20 protein-coding genes and 1 pseudogene are annotated in these 18,591 nt (G+C 63.7%); 2 read left to right on the plus strand and 19 right to left on the minus strand.

What is annotated here, in order from left to right:
• Window positions 1–20 precede the first annotated feature (20 nt).
• From pcaF to DEM27_RS23135, 3 genes are all read right to left on the minus strand, one after another.
• On the minus strand, window positions 21–1,226 hold the full coding sequence (gene pcaF / locus DEM27_RS23125) for a 3-oxoadipyl-CoA thiolase (RefSeq protein ID WP_205908950.1): 1,206 nt from the start codon (window positions 1,224–1,226) through the stop codon (window positions 21–23).
• 193 nt (window positions 1,227–1,419) lie between these two features.
• A complete protein-coding gene (locus tag DEM27_RS23130; protein ID WP_109460617.1) occupies window positions 1,420–2,301 on the minus strand; it encodes a PaaX family transcriptional regulator C-terminal domain-containing protein in 882 nt (293 codons plus the stop codon).
• 106 nt (window positions 2,302–2,407) lie between these two features.
• Window positions 2,408–2,839, minus strand: coding sequence for an Lrp/AsnC family transcriptional regulator (locus DEM27_RS23135; RefSeq protein WP_109460618.1), 432 nt, complete (start codon window positions 2,837–2,839; stop codon window positions 2,408–2,410).
• A 123-nt stretch (window positions 2,840–2,962) separates the two neighbouring features.
• Between DEM27_RS23135 and DEM27_RS23140 the strand changes: the two genes are divergently transcribed.
• The gene (locus tag DEM27_RS23140) at window positions 2,963–4,066 is read left to right on the plus strand and encodes a saccharopine dehydrogenase family protein (protein WP_109460619.1); all 1,104 of its coding nucleotides are present in this window, start codon (window positions 2,963–2,965) and stop codon (window positions 4,064–4,066) included.
• Window positions 4,067–4,117: 51 nt separating this feature from the next.
• On the opposite strand, the gene DEM27_RS23145 is transcribed toward DEM27_RS23140, so the two are convergent.
• From DEM27_RS23145 to DEM27_RS23200, 13 genes and pseudogenes are all read right to left on the minus strand, one after another.
• Window positions 4,118–4,765, minus strand: coding sequence for a hypothetical protein (locus tag DEM27_RS23145; protein WP_109460620.1), 648 nt, complete (start codon window positions 4,763–4,765; stop codon window positions 4,118–4,120).
• 125 nt (window positions 4,766–4,890) lie between these two features.
• Window positions 4,891–5,310: a hypothetical protein gene (locus DEM27_RS23150; protein ID WP_128755552.1), complete on the minus strand. Its 420-nt coding sequence runs from the start codon at window positions 5,308–5,310 to the stop codon at window positions 4,891–4,893.
• Window positions 5,311–5,464: 154 nt separating this feature from the next.
• On the minus strand, window positions 5,465–5,608 hold the full coding sequence (locus DEM27_RS34135; protein ID WP_165823543.1) for a hypothetical protein: 144 nt from the start codon (window positions 5,606–5,608) through the stop codon (window positions 5,465–5,467).
• On the minus strand, window positions 5,609–5,821 hold the full coding sequence (locus tag DEM27_RS23155; RefSeq protein WP_109460622.1) for a hypothetical protein: 213 nt from the start codon (window positions 5,819–5,821) through the stop codon (window positions 5,609–5,611).
• Window positions 5,818–6,702, minus strand: coding sequence for a siderophore-interacting protein (locus tag DEM27_RS23160; RefSeq protein WP_109460767.1), 885 nt, complete (start codon window positions 6,700–6,702; stop codon window positions 5,818–5,820). The genes DEM27_RS23155 and DEM27_RS23160 overlap by 4 nt, the downstream gene beginning before the upstream one ends.
• A gap of 5 nt (window positions 6,703–6,707) precedes the next feature.
• A pseudogene (locus tag DEM27_RS23165) lies at window positions 6,708–8,216 on the minus strand (TonB-dependent siderophore receptor); the annotation flags it as partial.
• The gene (locus DEM27_RS23170) at window positions 8,180–8,401 is read right to left on the minus strand and encodes a hypothetical protein (RefSeq protein WP_128755553.1); all 222 of its coding nucleotides are present in this window, start codon (window positions 8,399–8,401) and stop codon (window positions 8,180–8,182) included. The gene DEM27_RS23170 and the pseudogene DEM27_RS23165, both read right to left, overlap by 37 nt.
• Before the next feature lie 146 nt (window positions 8,402–8,547).
• A complete protein-coding gene (gene hpaI / locus DEM27_RS23175; protein WP_109460624.1) occupies window positions 8,548–9,360 on the minus strand; it encodes a 4-hydroxy-2-oxoheptanedioate aldolase in 813 nt (270 codons plus the stop codon).
• A 48-nt stretch (window positions 9,361–9,408) separates the two neighbouring features.
• Window positions 9,409–10,212, minus strand: a complete 804-nt coding sequence (gene hpaH / locus DEM27_RS23180) for a 2-oxo-hept-4-ene-1,7-dioate hydratase (protein ID WP_109460625.1) — start codon at window positions 10,210–10,212, stop codon at window positions 9,409–9,411.
• Window positions 10,213–10,215: 3 nt separating this feature from the next.
• Window positions 10,216–11,082: a fumarylacetoacetate hydrolase family protein gene (locus DEM27_RS23185; RefSeq protein WP_109460626.1), complete on the minus strand. Its 867-nt coding sequence runs from the start codon at window positions 11,080–11,082 to the stop codon at window positions 10,216–10,218.
• A gap of 163 nt (window positions 11,083–11,245) precedes the next feature.
• Window positions 11,246–12,226: a 3,4-dihydroxyphenylacetate 2,3-dioxygenase gene (hpaD, locus tag DEM27_RS23190; RefSeq protein ID WP_109460627.1), complete on the minus strand. Its 981-nt coding sequence runs from the start codon at window positions 12,224–12,226 to the stop codon at window positions 11,246–11,248.
• A gap of 54 nt (window positions 12,227–12,280) precedes the next feature.
• Entirely contained in the window at window positions 12,281–13,795 is a 1,515-nt protein-coding gene (gene hpaE, locus DEM27_RS23195; RefSeq protein ID WP_109460628.1) for a 5-carboxymethyl-2-hydroxymuconate semialdehyde dehydrogenase, read from the minus strand.
• Between the two features lie 57 nt (window positions 13,796–13,852).
• On the minus strand, window positions 13,853–14,239 hold the full coding sequence (locus DEM27_RS23200) for a 5-carboxymethyl-2-hydroxymuconate Delta-isomerase (RefSeq protein ID WP_109460629.1): 387 nt from the start codon (window positions 14,237–14,239) through the stop codon (window positions 13,853–13,855).
• Between the two features lie 128 nt (window positions 14,240–14,367).
• On the opposite strand from DEM27_RS23200, the gene hpaR reads away from it, so the two are divergent.
• Window positions 14,368–14,841: a homoprotocatechuate degradation operon regulator HpaR gene (gene hpaR, locus DEM27_RS23205; RefSeq protein WP_109460630.1), complete on the plus strand. Its 474-nt coding sequence runs from the start codon at window positions 14,368–14,370 to the stop codon at window positions 14,839–14,841.
• A gap of 98 nt (window positions 14,842–14,939) precedes the next feature.
• Here the strand turns inward: hpaR and DEM27_RS23210 are convergent, their stop codons facing one another.
• The 3 genes from DEM27_RS23210 to DEM27_RS23220 are packed head-to-tail and all read right to left on the minus strand — an operon-like array spanning window position 14,940 to window position 18,586.
• Complete coding sequence (locus DEM27_RS23210) at window positions 14,940–15,938, minus strand: phosphotransferase enzyme family protein (RefSeq protein WP_109460631.1); 999 nt, start codon at window positions 15,936–15,938, stop codon at window positions 14,940–14,942.
• Between the two features lie 4 nt (window positions 15,939–15,942).
• Window positions 15,943–17,226, minus strand: a complete 1,284-nt coding sequence (locus DEM27_RS23215; RefSeq protein WP_109460632.1) for an aspartate aminotransferase family protein — start codon at window positions 17,224–17,226, stop codon at window positions 15,943–15,945.
• A 1-nt stretch (window position 17,227) separates the two neighbouring features.
• Window positions 17,228–18,586 (minus strand): aspartate aminotransferase family protein, encoded by a 1,359-nt coding sequence (locus tag DEM27_RS23220; protein ID WP_109460633.1) that lies wholly within the window; start codon window positions 18,584–18,586, stop codon window positions 17,228–17,230.
• Window positions 18,587–18,591: the final 5 nt, after the last annotated feature.

Genomic DNA, 18,591 nt, shown 5'->3' on the forward strand with positions numbered 1-18,591 from the left:
TCTCCTCTTTGCGGAACGCGTCAGACGCGCTCGAGAATCATGGCGATGCCCTGGCCGACGCCGATGCACATCATGCAAAGTGCATAGCGGCCGCCCTGGCGGTGAAGCTGGTAGCTGGCAGTGATCACGAGCCGGGCGCCGCTCATGCCGAGCGGATGGCCCATGGCGATCGCGCCGCCGTTCGGGTTGACATGGGCCGCGTCGTCCGGCAGCCCGAGATCGCGCAGCACCGCAAGCGCCTGCGCGGCAAAAGCCTCGTTGAGCTCGATGACGTCCATCTGGCCAAGCGACAGACCGGTGCGCTCCAGCACCCGGCGCGCGGCCGGAACGGGGCCGACGCCCATGATGCGCGGCTCGACTCCGGCCGCAGCCATGGCAACGATGCGCGCCTTCGGCTGCAGCCCTTGCGCCTTCGCAGCCGCCTCGCTGGCGATGAGCAGGGCGGCGGCGCCGTCATTGACGCCGGACGCATTGCCGGCGGTGACACTCAGGTCCGGGCCGTTGACGCCCTTGAGCCTGGCGAGCTGCTCGGCCGTCGTGCCGGGGCGGGGATGCTCGTCGCGATCGACGACCAGCGGATCGCCCTTCTTTTGCGCAACACGAACCGGCACGATCTCATCAGCGAAGATGCCGGCCTGATCGGCCGCCGCCCAGCGCGCCTGGCTCAGGGCGGCAAACGCGTCCTGGTCGGCGCGGGTGACGGCAAAATCGGCCGCGACGTTATCCGCCGTCTCCGGCATGGAATCGACGCCGAACGCCTTCTTCATCTTCGGGTTGACGAAACGCCAGCCGATGGTGGTGTCATAGACCGCGTTGCTGCGGGAAAAGGCCGCTTCCGCCTTCGGCATGACGAAGGGGGCGCGGCTCATGCTCTCGACACCGCCGGCAATGACCAGATCGCAATCGCCGGCGCGGATCGCCCGCGCCGCCATGCCGACGGCATCCATGCCGGAACCGCAGAGACGGTTGATCGTCGTGGCGGGAACGGACAGCGGCAGGCCGGAGAGGAGCACGGCCATGCGGCCGACATTGCGGTTGTCTTCGCCGGCCTGGTTGGCGCAGCCGTAGACGACATCATCGACCTTCGACCAGTCGACCTGCGGATTGCGTTCGGCCAAGGCAGCCAGCGGAACGGCGGCCAGATCATCGGCGCGCACCGATGACAACGCCCCGCCGTAACGGCCGATGGGTGTGCGAACGGCATCGCAGATAAAGGCTTGAGACACGCAATTTCCTCCCATGACACCTGGCTCGGTCAACCATCTCCCAAAATTAACCGACCGATCGGTTATCTATTTAGCAGTTGAAACATCACAAATCAATCCGCCTTTCTCCAATTTCTGTGATGTTTGCCGATGCGTTGACAGATCATAGCACATCCAAGGTCAATCGAGCCGAAAAATCATCCGCAACGGGTGCTCAGGCGCCAGCCTGGAGCGAAACGAGGCGCTGGGACGTTGCTTCGGTCACTTCCGCCAAGGCGCCATCTGCCGTCAGGAAGGAGTGGGCGACATGCCGGTCCGCCCGGGCGGAAAGCTGCAGGTAGAGCTGTACAAAGAGCCGCCGCGCCTCCTCGCCCGGCCAATCGGCAGGTAATGCCATCCGCGGCAGGCGCGGATCGCGCAGCAGCGCCAGCCGGTATTCGTGGACGAGCAGCAGGCGCCCCACCAGGCAATCGGCCGGCGACAGCGGCATGTTGGCAGCGAGGCAGGCCGAAAACCGGCCGAACCGGTCGAGGAAACTGCGGTAGGCCTCGATATGCGGGGCAAGATCCCAGTGATCGGCGGCAAAATCCCCAAGGGCAGCCTCGCCTGAGACGACCTCGGCGCGAAAAACCACCGCCTCCGGAATGCGGGGAAGGGGACGGGCGCCGACAGCCAGCCGTGGCCCAAGCCGTGCATGTCCCGCCCGCTCAAGCTTCTGCATCGCCTCGTCGGGCGAAGGCCCTGTCAGTTGCACGAAATGCCAGTCCGGCACTTCCGGCGGACCGAACAACAGGCTCGCCGCCGCCGCGAATTCCGCCCGCGCCGGTGCCGCCAGCCGGTAAAAACTGCGCCGCCCGTCACGCTCGCCGGACAATTGCCCGGCGGAAACGAGGCGCGAGACCGCCGTGCGCACTAGCGTTTCGCTGATGCCGACCGCAGCGCAGATCTCGATCAGGTTGCCGATCCAGGTCGCGCCGCCACGCGGCTCCACCACATCGCCGTAGATCGTCACGATAAATGCCGCCGCCCGCGGCGGGCTGTCGTCGAGCAGGATCGCAAGGCATGAACCTGCCTGGCTGGACTTGTCGGTTGCCAATACGGCTACCCCTTCTGGAACAGATTGCTCCCCGATTGTACCATTGCGGCCGGCGGGGCAACCCCAAAAGCTCAAACGACAGCCATCCACACGGCCACGAACCAGCTTACCGGGCGATCCGGGTCGACAGGATGATCGACGACAAGGTGCGCTCGACGCCGGCGAGTTCGCCGATACGGTCGATCAGTCGGTCGAGTTCGGCAATCGACGGCGCGGCGATGATTGCAATCAGGTCGTAGGGACCGTTGACGGAATGCAGCGCCGTCACCTCGCCGATGGCGGCCAGCTCCGCTGTCACCGCCGACAGGGCTTTCGGCGCAATGGTGATCAGCACATGGGCGCGGATCAGGCCGGCCAGATAGGCTTCCGACAGCCGCAGGCCGTAACCGGCGATCACCCCTTCCCGCTCCAGACGCTCGATGCGGGCCTGCACCGTCGTGCGCGACAGGCCGAGCCGTCGGGCCAGCGTCGCCACCGGAAGGCGGGCGTTTTCGCCCAGCAGCGCCAAAAGCTCGCGATCTTTGTCCGTGATCTGCATTCTGCCGAATCTTCTCGTCGTTTTGCATAATTATCTACGGCGAATATCCCAAACCGCAGCTATGAATCGACATAACATGCTCGCATCCTTTTGCAAACGCACGAGGCAAGAGGGGCCGTTTTCATGAAAGACATCGCAGTCATTGGCGCAGGCAAGATCGGCGGGGCAATCGCCATGATGCTGGCCGCATCCGGCGATTATCGCGTCACCATCGTCGACCGCAGCCAAGCGCACCTGGCTGGCCTCGATGAGCATCCGGCAATTTCCGTCGCCGCGCTCGACATCACCGACCACGCTGCCCTCGTCGCCGTGCTGACCGGCAAGTTCGCCGTCCTGTCGGCCGCCCCCTTCCATCTCACCGGCGCCGTGGCCGAAGCCGCCGTCGAAGCCGGCGTGCATTATCTCGATCTCACCGAAGACGTCGCCACCACCCGCAAGGTCGAAGCCCTTGCCGCAAAGGCGAACTCCGCGCTCATACCGCAATGTGGCCTGGCGCCCGGCTTCATCTCGATCGTCGCCAATGACCTGACCCGTCATTTCGACAAGCTCGACAGCGTGCGCATGCGCGTCGGCGCCCTGCCGCAATATCCGTCCAATGCCCTGAACTACAATCTCACCTGGAGCACGGACGGGCTGATCAACGAGTATATCGAGCCCTGCGAAGCCATCGTCGAAGGCCGGCTGGTCACCGTGCCGGCCATGGAAGAGCGCGAGGAATTCTCGCTCGACGGCGTGACCTACGAGGCCTTCAACACCTCCGGCGGCCTCGGGACGCTCGCCAAGTCGCTGGAAGGCAAGGTGCGGACGATGAATTACCGCACGATCCGCTATCCCGGCCACCAGGCCATCGTCAAGGCGCTGCTGAACGACCTCAATCTCAAGAACCGCCGCGACGTTCTCAAGGATCTCTTCGAGAACGCCCTGCCGGCGACGATGCAGGATGTCGTGGTGATCTTCGTCACCGTCTGCGGCTGGAAGGACGGCCGTTACCTGCAGGAGACCTATGCCAACAAGGTCTACGCCACCGTCATCGCCGGAAAGAAGATGAGCGCCATCCAGGTCACCACGGCGGCGGGCATCACCACCGTGCTCGACCTCCTGGCCACCGGCAAGCTGCCGGCCCGCGGCTTCGTCCGCCAGGAAGAAATGAGCCTGTCCGACGTCATCACCAACCGCTTCGGCCGGGTCTACGACCCGAAAGCCGGCGACCTTGCCAAGGCTGGCTAAGCCATAGACCTCCGATCGGGGCGCTCCAGTGGTGGAGCGTCCCGGCAAGCCTCATGGACCGGGCGTCGCCTGCTCGCTTATCTTTCCTGCCACAGCATCGCCTTCCTCCGACGCACGCAGGCGCATCACCACGATCACCAAGCCGGCGAGCACCGCCAAAGCCAGCAGGGCGACCGTCAGCAGGCTCGGCAGGTGGTACAGCACGTCGATCCAGTGCGGCCCGATCAGGCTGGCGGTGTTGAACGCCGCGGCGCTGAAAGCGCATAACACCAGCGACGATCCTTTGCGAACCATCTGCCTCTCGATCTTGTCGAACAATTCGCTGGTGATCTCCGGCCAGTAGCCGCCGTCGCGAATGCGCAGCAGCATGGCCTGGTCCGCCGCCAGATAGGCGTGGCTGCATTCGTTGAACGGGCTTGCCTCATCCGTCACGCTGCCCGGAACCCAGCCCCACAGGCAGCGGGCATATTGCTGCCGGCTGAAATCGAGCAACTTGGCGACGGTCACGTCGCGCTCGGCCGTCCAGGACGCAAGCACGTGGATCTGGTTGCGGTAGTCGGCAATCACCGCCATCTGGCCATGCGAGATCGGCGTGATGGCGATGCCCGACGTATCCGCCGGCGGCCGCAAGCCATGGGCGCGGCTTTCCGCCGATACCAGGAACAGAGCGGCAAACGCCCAGGCAATGATGCGGCTCATCACGCGATTTTCTCCTCGAGCAGGCCGGCCTCGCCCTGAAACCAAGGCATGCTCCGGCCGGATCTGTCGGCGGAAGGGTAACGCCTGCGCCGGGAGAATCAAGCGTCTCGCCGGAAATCCCGGCATCAGGTCGGGGACAGCACCTGCGCCAGCCGTCGCGCCACCGGCTCGGCGGCAAAACGGATCGATAGCGGGCTCTGGAACCACAAGGCCGCTGAAAGCACGCGTTCATTGTCGTCGAGCCAGATCGAGCGGTTTTCCCGGAAAAGCCGCAGCCGGCGATAGGTCGGGACGGCTTCGACATCCTCACGCTTGCCGTTCGGCCAGAGCACGGCGTCGAGGTCGATGTCGCCGGCCTTTTCGAAACTGATATGGATCCAGCCGGCGGCCGTCGCCAGTCGTTCGAGGTGCTCGGGAAGGCGGCAGCCGAGGCCGGCGAGGAAACGGCCGGACGCCGTCTTGCGGCTCCACAGCACGAACTGGCCGTCGCGCATGTCGGCCAGGCTGGCGGATTTGCCCGCAAGAGCAGGATAACGCCGATGCAAAACGCAAGCGCCACCAGCAGTGCCGCCGCCATGATCGCGACGCCGACGCCAAGCGTGCGCAGGTAGCAGCGCCCGGACAACCTGCCGCCGAAAAGGCGCAGGCCAACGAGCGGCCGGCCAAAATCGATCGGCGAATCCCGGTTCGGAGCGCCGGTCACGACCGTTTCATCCGGCGATTGTTGGCGAGCAGGATCAGCATGGGCGCCCCGACAAAAGCCGTGACGATGCCGGCCTGCATCAGCGCCCCTGCGACACCGAGCGCCATGCCAGCGACGATGCCAAGAAGCGTCCGCGGCATTCACAATCCGCTGACCACGGCGTAATCGTCCGTCGGCGGATCGGTGACCAGGGCGGCGATCACCCGTCCGGGCGACATCGGCTGGGCGCCGACCGCCAGGCTCAGCAGGCAGATGGCGGCCAGCATCGCCAGGGAAATAGCGAGGTCGGTGCGGCGCAGCCACCGGGGATAGTCGCCGTCTTCGTGGACCGGATGGCCGAAAGACAGGGTCACAACCGGTATTTCTCCAGCGTGGCTTCCACCTCGTCGCGGATCTCTTCCTCGTTGCGGCCGGAAGACCAGGCGGCTTCGATCTGCTGCTTCACATCCGCATCGAGCGCTTCCCAGGCGGCATCCCATTCCTGGCGCTTTTCGATCCAGTAGGCGACGAGCTTGTAGCGTTCGGCCGGCAGCTTCAGGTCCTGACGGACATATTTGCGGATGGCGCGCACGGCTTTCTGCTCGCCGGCCACCCAGATATAGCCGGGTGCCGGCGGCAGTTTCAGCGCCAGCATCACCTCGTGCAGGCGGCTTGGGGCCATGCCGTTGCCGCCATGCAGCCAGGTCACCGTCGCGCCCGGATGGGCGGGAAGCGCCTGCTGGTCCTGCGGCCCGGCAACCTCGATGATGAGGCGCGAGGTGACGTGCCGCGGCGTCTCCTCCAGGATCCGCGCAAGAGCGGGCAGGCCTGTCGCATCGCACATCAGCAGTTGCCAGGCGAAATCCTCCGGCGGCGCATACAGGCCGCGCGGATTGTTGATGATCATCGGATCGCCGGGGCGGGCCTTCTGGGCCCATTCGCTGGCGACGCCGCCCTCATGCACGACGAAGTCGATATCGATCTCCCGGCCGTCGGCATCGAAGCGGCGGACGGTGTAGGTGGCGCAGCGCACCGGCGGCTTGCCGTCCTGGTAACTCCAATTGCCCTGGCCGTCGATGATCGGCAACACGACTTCGCCGGTTTCCTCATTGGGGAAGAACAGCCGGAGATATTCGTCCCCGATGCCGGTCGGCCGGAAATCCGCAAGCTCTTCGCCCGCGAAGGTCAAGCGGACCATGCCCGGCGTCAGAACCTGATGCCGGGCTACCGTCACATTATGAAAAGTCTTCCCCATGCCACTCACCATGTATATCGTAACGAACCGATGACCGTCCGGTCCTGATCCCGGTAGCAATAACCGGATGTGCAGGTCGTATCCTGACGGTTGAAGATGTTTGTCGCGTTGATCTGCAGCTTGACGCCGTCGAATTTCGAATTCAGCGCGGCGAAATCATAGCGTAGCGCCGCGTCGAAGAAGGTCCGGCCGGTATTCTTCAGCGTGTTGGTATCGTCGCCGTAGCTCGACCCGGCAAAACGTGCGCCAAAACCGCCGCTCCAGCCATGGAGCGGGCTGTCATCCGGGGCCGTGTAATCGACCCAGGCCGAAGCGGAATGGAACGGCACGCTCGATACATAGTTGTCGATGGTGTTGCTCGGCCCTTCGAGGATCCTGAGATCCGTGTAGGTATAGGCGGCGGTAAACGACAGGCCGTTGTCGAGCGTCGAGGTCGCTTCCAGCTCTACGCCTTTCGAACGCAGCTTGCCGCGCTGCACCTGCACGGTGCCGGTATGCGATGCCTCGTAGAACAGGCCGTTTTCCTGGTCGATGTTGAAAACGGCCGCCGTCAGCATGACATTGGCATCCGGCAGCAGATATTTGACGCCGATTTCTTCCTGGGTGCTGGTCGTCGGTTTGAACGGCGCATTGGTCGTCTTGTTGAAGCCGACATTCGGCGAGAATGCCGTCGAATAGCTGGCATAAGGCGCGACACCGAAGGAGGTTTCGTAGGTAAGACCGATCCTGCCCGAAAACTCCCCGTCCGTCTGGTCGAGCGAATCCAGAGCGCCGGAGGAAAGGTCGGTGTTGTCGGTATCGGTCGATACCCAATCGTAGCGGCCGCCGAGCGTCAGGGTCCAGGCGTCATAACGGATCTGGTCCTGCAAGTAGATACCGGTCTGCACTTGGCTCTGGTGCACCTTCGACGTCAGCGTCGGCGAGGTGATGGGATCGCCGTAATTCAGATCGAGCGTATCGAGCGGCGCGATATCGCCCGTGCCGGAGAGCGCATTGTAACGCACGGTGGTGATATCGAGCCCGGCCAGCAGCGTGTGGTCCAGAGGGCCGGTATCGAAGCGGCTTTCGAACTGCGTATCGATGACCAAGCTGTTCAGGCGCTGGATGTCGCGGCCGGCGCCGCGATCGAGCAGGGTCGGGTCGGCCGGGTTCCTGCGCCAGATATAGGTGTATTTCGCGTCGATATCCTGGGTCGAGAAGCGGGCATTCCGGCGGAAGGTAAAGGTGTCGTTGAACTTGTGTTCGAATTCGTAGCCGATGCGGCCCTGCTTGTGGATCAGGTCGGTGAAGGCCGGGTCGCCGTTGATGTAGTTGCTGACGTGTCCGTAGCTGTCGTTGTAATAGGCCGGATTGCCGCCGCTTTTGGAGGCGGAATATTCGCCGAGCAGCGTGAACTTCGTGTCTTCGTCCGGCTTCCAGGTCAGGGCGGGCGCGAAGAAAGCCCGATCATCCGGGACGGCCTCGATTTCCGTGTCGCTCAATCGGCCGACACCGGTGAGGCGATAGAGCAACTCGTCATTGCCGGCGACGGGGCCGGAAAAATCGAATTGCGTCTGGTAGCGGTCGTTGTTGCCGAGCTACGCCGGATCTCCTGGTAATAGAGGCTGAACGCCGCATCCAGCTGGGCCTTGGCGGCTTCGATGCCGCCTTCGCCGAGGTTTGCCTCTTCGACATCGATATTCGGTCTGCTGAAACCCATGGCCGCGCCCGTCATCCCGCTGGTAGCGCCTTTGTGAACCAAATCGCCGGCATCAGCAAGATAATATGACAATTGAAGTCATGAATTTTTCGACGGTCATGGCATGCCGCGAACCGAAGCCATCCGCCCACCGGTCATCGGCGCCCTTAATAGACCTTTGCGTCTATGGATTGCCCGGGCGCCGCGGCGGTGGCCTTGTGAAAGTCGGCAAGCAGCTTGGCCGTAGCGTTGGCCAGCACGCCGACATCCGAACCGATGGCAACGAAGGTCGCGCCGAGTTCGAGATACCGTTTGGCGAGCGATTGATCGGCCGTGAGGATACCGGCCGCCTTGCCATGTCCCTGGATGCGTTTCAGCGCGTCCTCGACCGCTGCCTGCACCTCCGGGGCGCCCGGCTTGCCGAGATAACCCATGTCGGCGGCAAGATCCGCCGGGCCGATGAACACGCCGTCGACGCCCTCAGTCATAGCGATCGCGTCGAGATTGGCAATTCCAGCGCGGCTTTCCACCTGCAGCAACAGGCAGATTTCGTCATTGGCCGTCTGCAGATAGTCGGGAATGCGGCTGAAAGCCGAGGCACGCGCCAGCGAGGCGCCGACGCCACGCACGCCGTGGGGAGGATAACGAACGGCCCTGACCATTGCTTCGGCCAGTTCGGCACTGTCGACCATCGGGATCAGCAGCGTCTGCGCCCCGATATCGAGAAGCTGCTTGACGATATAGGTCTCGCCGACCGGCGGCCGGATGACCGCATGCGACGCCGTGCCCTTCATCGCCTGAAGCTGGGCGACCAGCATCGGCACGTCGTTCGGCGCGTGTTCGCCATCGAGCAGCAGCCAGTCGTAACCGGCGCCGGCGCTGATCTCCACCGTATAGGGGCTGGCAAGCGCCTGCCACAGGCCGATCTGGGCGCGGCCTTCCTTCAACGCAGCTTTGAACAGGTTTTTGGGAGCCGGCATGAAAACCTCCTAACGCGCCATTCCAGCGGACTGGAATACCGGCAGAACTTAAAGAAAATGGCAGGCAATCGTGCCGTAAGGCCCGAAATCGGCATTGATCGTATCGCCGTGGCGGGCTTCGACCGGCCGGATGAACGAGCCGGCGAGCACGATCTGCCCGGCCTCGATGCCATCGCCATAGTGCGCCAGCCGATTGGCAAGCCAGGCGATGCCGCGGGCGGGATGATTGAGCACGCCGGCGCCGAGCCCGGTTTCCTCGACTTCTGCATTACGGGAAACGATGGCGCCCATCCAGCGCATGTCGATCTGGTCCGGCCGCATCTGCCGACCGCCGATGACGATGCCGGCATTGGCGGCATTGTCGGAGATCGTATCGACGATGCTGCGCGCCTTCTTCGTCTCGGGATCGACGCGCAGGATGCGGGTGTCGAGGATCTCCAGCGCCGGAGTGATGTAATCCGTGGCGTTCAGCACGTCGAAGATTGAAACGTTCGGCCCCTTCAGCGGCGCCTTCATCACGAAGGCGATTTCCGCCTCGATGCGCGGCTGGATGAAACGGTCGGCAGGGATAACGGCGCCGTCCTCGAACCCCATGTCGTCGAACAGCACGCCGGAATCGGGAATGTCGATGTTCAGCGCATATTGCATCGCCTTGGAGGTCAGGCCGATCTTCCAGCCGATCACCTTGCGGCCGGAGGCGATCTTCTGCTTCACCCAGGCGGCCTGCACCGCATAGGCATCGTCCATCGTCATGTCGGGGTGTTTCAGCGACAGCAGGCCGATCTGCCTGCGGCTCTTTTCGGCTCCGTCAAGTGCTGTGGCGGCGGCTGCGATCTCGTCTTTCGTCAGCATGGCTCAGACCTTTTCGTCGGCAATCGTGTTGCGAAGGATGCCGATGCCGTCGGCCTCCACCTCGACCACATCGCCCGGTTTCAGCCAGATCGGCGGATCGAAGCGGGCGCCCGCCCCGGTCGGCGTGCCGCAGACGATGACGTCGCCCGGCACCAGCGTTGTAAAGGTGGAGATGTAATTGATGATCTTGCGGAAGGAAAAGATCATCCGGCTGGTGCGGTCCTGCTGGCGCACCTCCCCATTGACGCGTGTCGTCAGCTGGATGTCGGCAAGCTGGCTTTCGTCGGTGAACGGCACCAGCCAGGGACCGATCGAGCCGGTCGCATCGAAGTTCTTGCCCTGGGTGACGTTGAACTTGGCGTGGCGCACCCAGTCGCGGATCGTGCCTTCATTGCAGAGCGAGAGCGCAGCGACATGGTCGAGCGCATCCTTTTCGGCGATGCGGCGGCCACCCTTGCCGATGACGATGACGATCTCGCCTTCGTAATCGAGCTGCGGGCTTTCCGGCGGGCGGATCAGCGGCCGGTCATGGCCGGTAAAGGAGCGCGGGAAGCGGATGAACAGCGACGGATTGGAGGGGGCTGCCTGCCCATCCTTGTATTCCTCGTTGCGGTCGGGAAAATTGACGCCGACGCAGATGATCTTTTCCGGCGAAGGGATCGGGATTTCGTAGGTGATCTCGGAGAGCGGCACATCGGCGGCCAGGCTTTCGCCCTCTTCGGCAAGCCGCGTCAACGCACCGGCCTCGATCACCTCGCGCAGGGTCGGCCAGGTCTTGCCATGTCGCGCCGACAGATCGACGACGCCGTCTTGCTTCAGCAAACCGTAACCGCTGCCGCTGGCGGTCGAAAAACTCAAAATTCTGGCCATCTGCGCCTCGCTTTCCTGATGTCTTTATGTGGGCCGGAAGCCCCTCATCCGCCTGCCGGCACCTTCTCCCCGCTGGGGAGAAAGTGGTGTGGCTCCGCCGAGCACTCCAGTCCCCTCTCTCCTCGGGGAGAGGACCAGGGTGAGGGGAGTGTTAGCCAGCACCTCAAGGCGCCACGATCGGCTGTGCCTTGAGGATCGATTCGCGCGGTTCGGCACCGGCAAACAGGCTGCCTTCCTCGAACCACGATTTTGGCGCCGGCGCGCCCCACAGGGTCTGGCGCTGCGGGTCCTTGAGGTCCCACTTGATCGGCTCCAGGTCCGGATCGACCGTCTGGTAATCCGAGCAATAGATCTCGATGCGGTGGCCGTCCGGATCGCGGATATAGAGGAAGAAGGCGTTTGAAATACCGTGGCGGCCGGGACCACGCTCGATGTTGGCGAGCCAACCACTCGTCGACATCAGGTCGAGCAGGTCGATGATGTTCAGCGGCGTCGGCACCCAGAAGGCGGTGTGGTGCAGGCGCGGGCCGCGGCCGTTGGTGAAGGCGATGTCGTGGACGCCGCCCTTGCGGTGCGTCCAGGCAGCCCAGAGGCGGCCGGTTTCGGCATCCTCGGTATATTCCGTCACCCGGAAGCCGATCTCGTTGTAGAAGGCGACGCTCTCATCGACGTTCGGCGAGAAGCAGTTGAAGTGGTCGATGCGCAGCGGCTTCACGCCCTTGTAGAGCGCGTATTTCTGGTGGATCGGCGGCAGGCGGTCCATCTTGGAATAGAATTCCAGCGGAATGCCGTGCGGATCGCGGGTGCGGAAGGTGCGCGACTGGTAGGGCCGCTCCACCCATTCCACCGGCAGGTCCTTGGTCTTGAAGAAGTGCTCGGCCCTGTCGAGATCGTCTTCCGAGTAGACCTTGAAACCGAGATCACGGGCAACCGCCGTATCGGACTTCTTCAGAACGATGCAATGGTGGCCGCGCTCTTCCATGGCGCGCAGGTAAATGGTGTCGGCGGTCTCGTCGGTCACCTGCAGGCCGAGCGTATCGACATAAAAGGCGCGTGACTTGGCGAGATCGGTGACGGCCAGTTCGACGTGGCTCAAGCGCACGATGTTGAACGGCGGGTGGAGATTGGGTGTCGGCAAAGGCATGGGTTTCCTCCTCAATGTGTCAGATGCGGCGAAACAGGCGTCAAGGTGCCGGTCTCAGCCGCCGAGTTTCTGGATTGCGTGTGCTGCGGTGGCGAAAGCGATGTTTTTGGTTTCCATGTAGAAATCGAAGGACCAGTCGCCGCCGTCGCGGCCGATGCCGGAGCTTTTGACGCCGCCGAAGGGCGTCGGCAGATGCCGGACGTTTTCGGAATTGACCCAGATCATCCCGGCTTCCAGCGCGTCGGTGAAGCGGAAGGCGCGGGTGACGTCGCCGGTCCAGAGGTAACCGGTCAGGCCGTACTGCACGTCGTTGGCAAGCGACAGCGCTTCCGCCTCGTCCTTGAACGGGATGGCGGTCAGCACCGGGCCGAAAATCTCCTCTTGCGCGATGCGCATCTGGTTGTTGGCGCCGGTAAACAGCGTCGGCGAGACGTAGCAACCGCCGCCCGGACCATCGAATTTCGCCCCGCCGGCGGCAACCGTCGCACCTTCGCCACGACCGATTTCGATATAGTCCAGCACCTTCTTTTCGTGCACCGGATGGATCAGCGGGCCGACGACGGTTTCCGGATCGAGCGGGTGGCCGACCTTGATGCGCTTGGCCTTCTCGGCAACCAGCGCCGTAAACCTGTCGTAGACGCTGTCCTCGACCAGGAGGCGCGAGGAGGAGGTGCAGCGCTCGCCGTTGAGCGAGTAGATCATGAAAACGGCGGCGTCCGCCGCGCGTTCCAGGTCGGCATCGGCAAAGACCACGACCGGGTTCTTGCCGCCGAGTTCGAAATGCACCCGCTTCAGCGTATCGGCACCCTGCTTCATGATCATCGAGCCGGTGCGGCTTTCGCCGACGAAGCCGATGGCCTTGATGTCGCGATGTTCGGTGAGCGCCTTGCCGGCATCCTCGCCAAAACCGTTGACGAGGTTCCAGACACCCTTGGGCAGGCCGGCCTCTTCGGCGATCTCGACCAGCAGGCGCGCCGTCAGCGGCGAAAATTCCGCCGGCTTGTGGACGATGGTGCAGCCGGCGGCGAGCGCCGGGGCGATCTTCCAGGTCGACAGCATGAACGGCGTGTTCCACGGCGTGATGATGCCGACCGGACCGATCGGCACGCGGGTCGTCATGTTGACCTGGCCGGGGCCGCGCAGCGCCTTGCCATCACGGGCCTCGGGGGCGCGATCAGCAAAGAAGCGGAAGTTTTCCGCGCCGCGCAACGCCGCCTTGGCCATGAATTTCAGCGACTGCCCGGTATCCATGCATTCGATAAAGGCGATTTCTTCGGCGCGGGCAACGATGGCATCGGCGATCTTATGCAGCAATTTTTTGCGCGCATCGCCGGGGAGGGCAGCCCATTCCGGAAAGGCGGCCTTGGCGGCCCTGGCGGCGCGATCGATGTCGGCAGCCTTGCCGAGCGCCACCCTGGCCAGCGGCTTCAGGTCGACCGGCGAGATGGTCTCGAAGGTCGCACCATCGCTGGCAGCGACATCTTCGCCATTGATGCGGTTGAGCACACCGTTTTCGAATTTGGCGAGATAGGCCTTCGCCTTGGCAATGTTTTCGTCAAGCTTGGACATGCGTGTCTCCATGGGATGGCGGTAACCGGCGCGGGTTCGGCGGGAGGATCTTTGATGTCAACCCTGGCGAAGCCGGGGATGGATGGCGTTTTTCTTCCAGCTCAACTCCGCATCGATCTCGCGGATCTCCAGCGTCAGGGCGAAATGCGGCGTTGCAAACAGCGGCGCCAGGAACTGCGTCACGGTGGCGAAGATCGCCTCGCCGGCCTGCCGCTTCTCTTCGGCACTCCGGCCCTTGCCGATGCGAAAGGACATGTCGATGAAACCGTTTTCCGGCAAGAGGTCGGCCACCGCATAAGCCTCACAGCGGATGGCGCGCACACGCACGGCCCCGAGTTCGAACAGGCCGGTCGACAGGATCGTTCCGTGCACGGCCTGGCAAAGGCCGGCAAGATCCACCGACGCATCGAGGTTGGCGGAATATTCCATGGTGAAATGAGGCATTTGTCCTCCCGAACGCTTCTTATTATATTTAACATGTTAAAGATATCGGTCGACGGCGTCAAGTGTCTTGTCGCTCCGAAGAGCCGGGTGCGATTGCAAAGCCGCGGGAAATAAACGATACAACCGCCATGACCGACCACTCCCCTTCCAGACCCAAAGTGCAGCAGGATGCACTGCTGCCGCGCAACACGCGCCGCTCCCTGCCGATCGCCCTCTTGCGGGCGCGCGAAGCGGTGATGACGCATTTCCGGCCGATGCTGGCCGAACACGACATCACCGAGCAGCAGTGGCGCGTCATCCGCATCCTCGCCGAGGCCGGCACCGTCGACGCCTCCGAGATGGCCGACCGCGCCTTCATCCTGGCACCGAGCCTGACCCGCATCATCCGCTCGCTGGAAGAGCGCGGGCTGATCACCAAGGCCAAGGACGACAATGACGGCCGCCGCGTCCTGCTGCAGATCACCCCGGCCGGCCTCGCCATCATCAACGAAGTGGCGCCGGAAAGCCGGCTGATCTACGAAACGCTCGAAAAGCGCTTCGGCCGCGAACGCATCGACCAGCTTCTCGACATGCTCGACGAACTCGCAACCATCCACGACTGAGCATTTCCGCTTCCCTCCTAAACGCAAAAACGCTCTATCTCTTTGTTCTTATGCAATTCCGGACACAAAAATCGCTGCCCATTTCTGCTGGGATTACGTTATGGCGCGGCAGTCCATTCCTGCATGTCCGCGAGATCCCGGGCATCAGCGACGTAACGTCGCAACCGATCCACGGTATCCGGTAGCTCCGGTCGCGCGCCGGCCCAGCCGATATAGGTGAGGCTGCGCAGCAGCAGGAACAGCGGCAGGTGCCGGAACTCCGCCCGCATCTGCGGCCGGATTTTTGTATAACCATCCAGCAATGCCGCTTCGATCAGCGGATAGTCCGGCTCCAGCCGGTTGCGCAGCAGCGTCGTTGCCAGATCGAACAGTCGGAAACCGAAACCACAATCGTCGAAATCGATGAAAGCGACATCCGTACCGCGGACCAGTACGTTTTCCCGCACGATATCGGCATGGATCAGGCCGTAGTCGAGCGACGGGGCGAGGGAAGCCAGCCGATCTCGCAGTTGCCGGAGCAGCCCGGCCAGGAAAACGGCATCATCTTCATGGAGCCCTGGGCAATCCCAGAAGCGACCCCAGAACGGCGCCTCGCCGAGCAGCCCCTGCGCATCCCAAGCGGGCCGCTCGAAACCTTCCGGCACCATGAAGCCATCGGCCGCCTGGTGAAGGCGCGCCATTTCGCGGCCGATGGCACCGAAAACTGCCTGCAATTCGCTGCCGCCGCGGCGGAGCGGCGTGCCGCTTTCACCCAGCGGCTCGCCGTCTACCCAGCCGATCAGGTCGGCATATTGCCGTTTGCCGTCTTCGATGTCGAAAGCGACCAGCAGGCGGCCATCCGCCGTGGCCACCGGTTCCGGCACGGCGATGCCGCTCCGGCGCAGGCTTGCCATCCAGGCGAGTTCGGAGGCCAGCGCGTCGGGTGAGTGATAATCCGGCCGGTGCAGACGCAGTGCCGCCTTGCCGCCGTCCGGCAGCGTCACCTTGAACACCGCGTTCTCGCGGTATTTCAGCAGGTGCGGCGCCTGCGGCGGCAGGCGCCAATGCCGGGCGACGGCTTGCGCCCGCGTTGTCAGCGTCTCGATGATGTCGCCCATGCCGTCAGAGCCCCGCCAGCACGTCGTCGAGGATCGACAGCATGAAATCGGCATTCTCTTTCGTGAACGGCATCGGCGGCCGGATCTTGGTGGCATTCTGGTGGATGCCAAGCTTGCCCATCAGCACCCCCCGCTCGCGCATGCCGTTGATCACCCGCGTGGCGATATCGGTGGCCGGCGTCTTTTCGGCCCGGTCGAGGACGAGTTCGGCACCGAAGAAGAGACCGCTGCCACGCACATTGCCGATGATCGCGTGTTTATCCGCCAGCTTTGCCAGTCCTTCGACGGCATAGGCGCCAACCTCGCGGGCATTGTCCTGCAGCTTTTCCTCCTCCAGCACGTCGAGCACCGCCATGGCCGCCGCACAGGATACGGGATTGCCGCCAAAAGTATTAAAGTAGCGGAAGGCCTTGCGGAAGGCATTCAGCGTTTCCGCACCCGTGACCACGCCGCCGACCGGATGGCCGTTGCCCATCGGCTTGCCCAGCGTCACCACGTCAGGCACGATGCCGGCCTTCTGGTGGCCCCACATATGGCTGCCGGTGCGGCCGAAGCCGGGTTGCACCTCGTCGCAGATGACGAGGCCGCCGGCCTTCTTCACCGCTGCAGCCACCGGCACGAGGAAATTCTCCGGCAGATCCGGAAAACCCTCATTGGCGAAGAACGGGTCGATGATCAGTGCCGAAAAACCGAAAGGGCTTTCGGCAAGCGAAGCAATCGCTTCCTCCACCGCGGCTGTCCAGGCGCGGACAAAAGCTTCGCCATCCTCACCGCCGAGCGGCCGATAGCCGTCTGGAGCCGGCACATGGCGCACATGGCCGCCAAAACCGCCGACCGGCGGCATGCGGGTGGAGAGCTGGGACACCGCCGCCGTGTTGCCGTGATAGGTGTGGTCGGTGGCGATCACACCGGTCTTGCCCGTCACCGCCTGCGCCATGCGCAACGCGATGTCGTTCGCCTCGCTGCCGGTGCAGGTCAGGATGGCCGTATCGAGGCTCCCGTCGAAGGTTGCCGTCAGCCGCTCGACATAATCGAGGATGCCTTCATGCAGGTAGCGCGTGTGGGTGTTGAGCGTCGAGGCCTGCCGGGTAATCGCCTCCACCACCTTCGGATGGCAATGGCCGACATGCGGCACATTGTTGTAGCAATCGAGATATTTGCGGCCGTCGGCATCCCAGAGCCAGACGCCTTCGCCTTTCACCAGATGCACAGGGTCCTGGTAAAAGGTCGACATGTTCCTGCCGAGCAGCCGTTCGCGGCGGGCCAGCAGTTCCTGGTTGTTGCTCATCTCACTTCCCTTCCGCGGCGGAAAGGCCGGCGTCGAGTGCCGAGACGATGCGCTTTACATCCGCGGCGGTGATGACCAGCGGCGGCGAGATGATGACATTTGCGCCCGACGTGCGGACCATGACGCCCTCGTCATAGGCGGTATCGTAGACCTTCTGCACCACGTCCTTGGCGGCAGCACTTTTCTTGGCACGGTCGGAGACAAGTTCCAGCGCCGCCATCAGGCCAAGTCCGCGCACGTCGCCGACCAGCTCGTGCTTGGCCTTGAGGCCTTCCAGACCGGCCATCAGCTCCGGCCCGCGGGCGGCGGCATTGGCGGCGGTATTGACCTTGGCGGTTTCCTTCAGCGTCGCGAGCGCGGCCGCCGCGCCCACCGGATGGCCGGAATAGGTATAGCCGTGGCCGATGGCGCCGAAGGTGGTCTTGTCAGCTTCGAAAACACCGGCCACCTTGTCGGAAATCATCACCGCGCCGAAGGGGAAGAAACCGTTGGTGATCGCCTTGGCGGTGGTCATCATGTCGGGCTTGACGCCCCAGCCGCGCGAGCCGGTCCAGGCACCGGTGCGGCCGAAGGCGGTGATCACCTCGTCGGCGATCAGCAGGATGCCGTGCCTGTCGCAGATACCGCGCATCAGCGGCATGAAGGTCTCGTGCGGCACGATGACGCCGCCCGCGCCGAGCACCGGCTCCATGATGAAGGCGGCGATGGTATCGGCGCCCTGGAAGGCGATCTCGTCCTCGAACTGGCGGGCGATCGCCTGGGCGATCTCGGCCGGATCGGTGGTGTTAAAGGGATTGCGGTAAGGATAGGGCGCAGCAAGGTGGAAGACGCCCGGCAGCAGCGGCTCGTAGTTGCGGCGGAAGTTGGCGTTGCCGTTGACCGAGGCGCCGCCGAAATGTGTGCCGTGATACCCCTTCTTCAGCGCCACGAACTTGGTGCGCTCCGGCTGGCCGTTGATCTTGTGGAACTGACGGGCAAGGCGCAACGCCGTCTCCACCGAATCCGAACCGCCGGAGGTGAAGAAGGAGCGGGTCAGCCCGTCTTCCCTGAAGAATTCGGCGAGTTCATAGGACAGCTCGATCAGCGGCGAATTGGTGGTGCCGCGGAAAGTGGAATAATAGGGCAGCTCATCAAGCTGGTCGCGGATCGCCTGCTTCACCGGCTCGCAGGAATAGCCGAGATTGACGTTCCAGAGGCCGCCGACGGCATCCAGCACCTTCTTGCCATGGATATCGACCACCTCGACGCCTTCGGCGGCGTTGATGATGCGCGGCGGCTTGGCCTGCATCTCCGCCGGGTGCGCCATGGGATGCCAGAGGTGGCGGGCATTGTTCTCGATCAGGAAGTTGGAATCACGCATCGGGG

Origin of the sequence: Rhizobium album (genome assembly GCF_003122325.1) — a bacterium.
Classification (GTDB): Bacteria; Pseudomonadota; Alphaproteobacteria; order Rhizobiales; family Rhizobiaceae; genus Metarhizobium; species Metarhizobium album.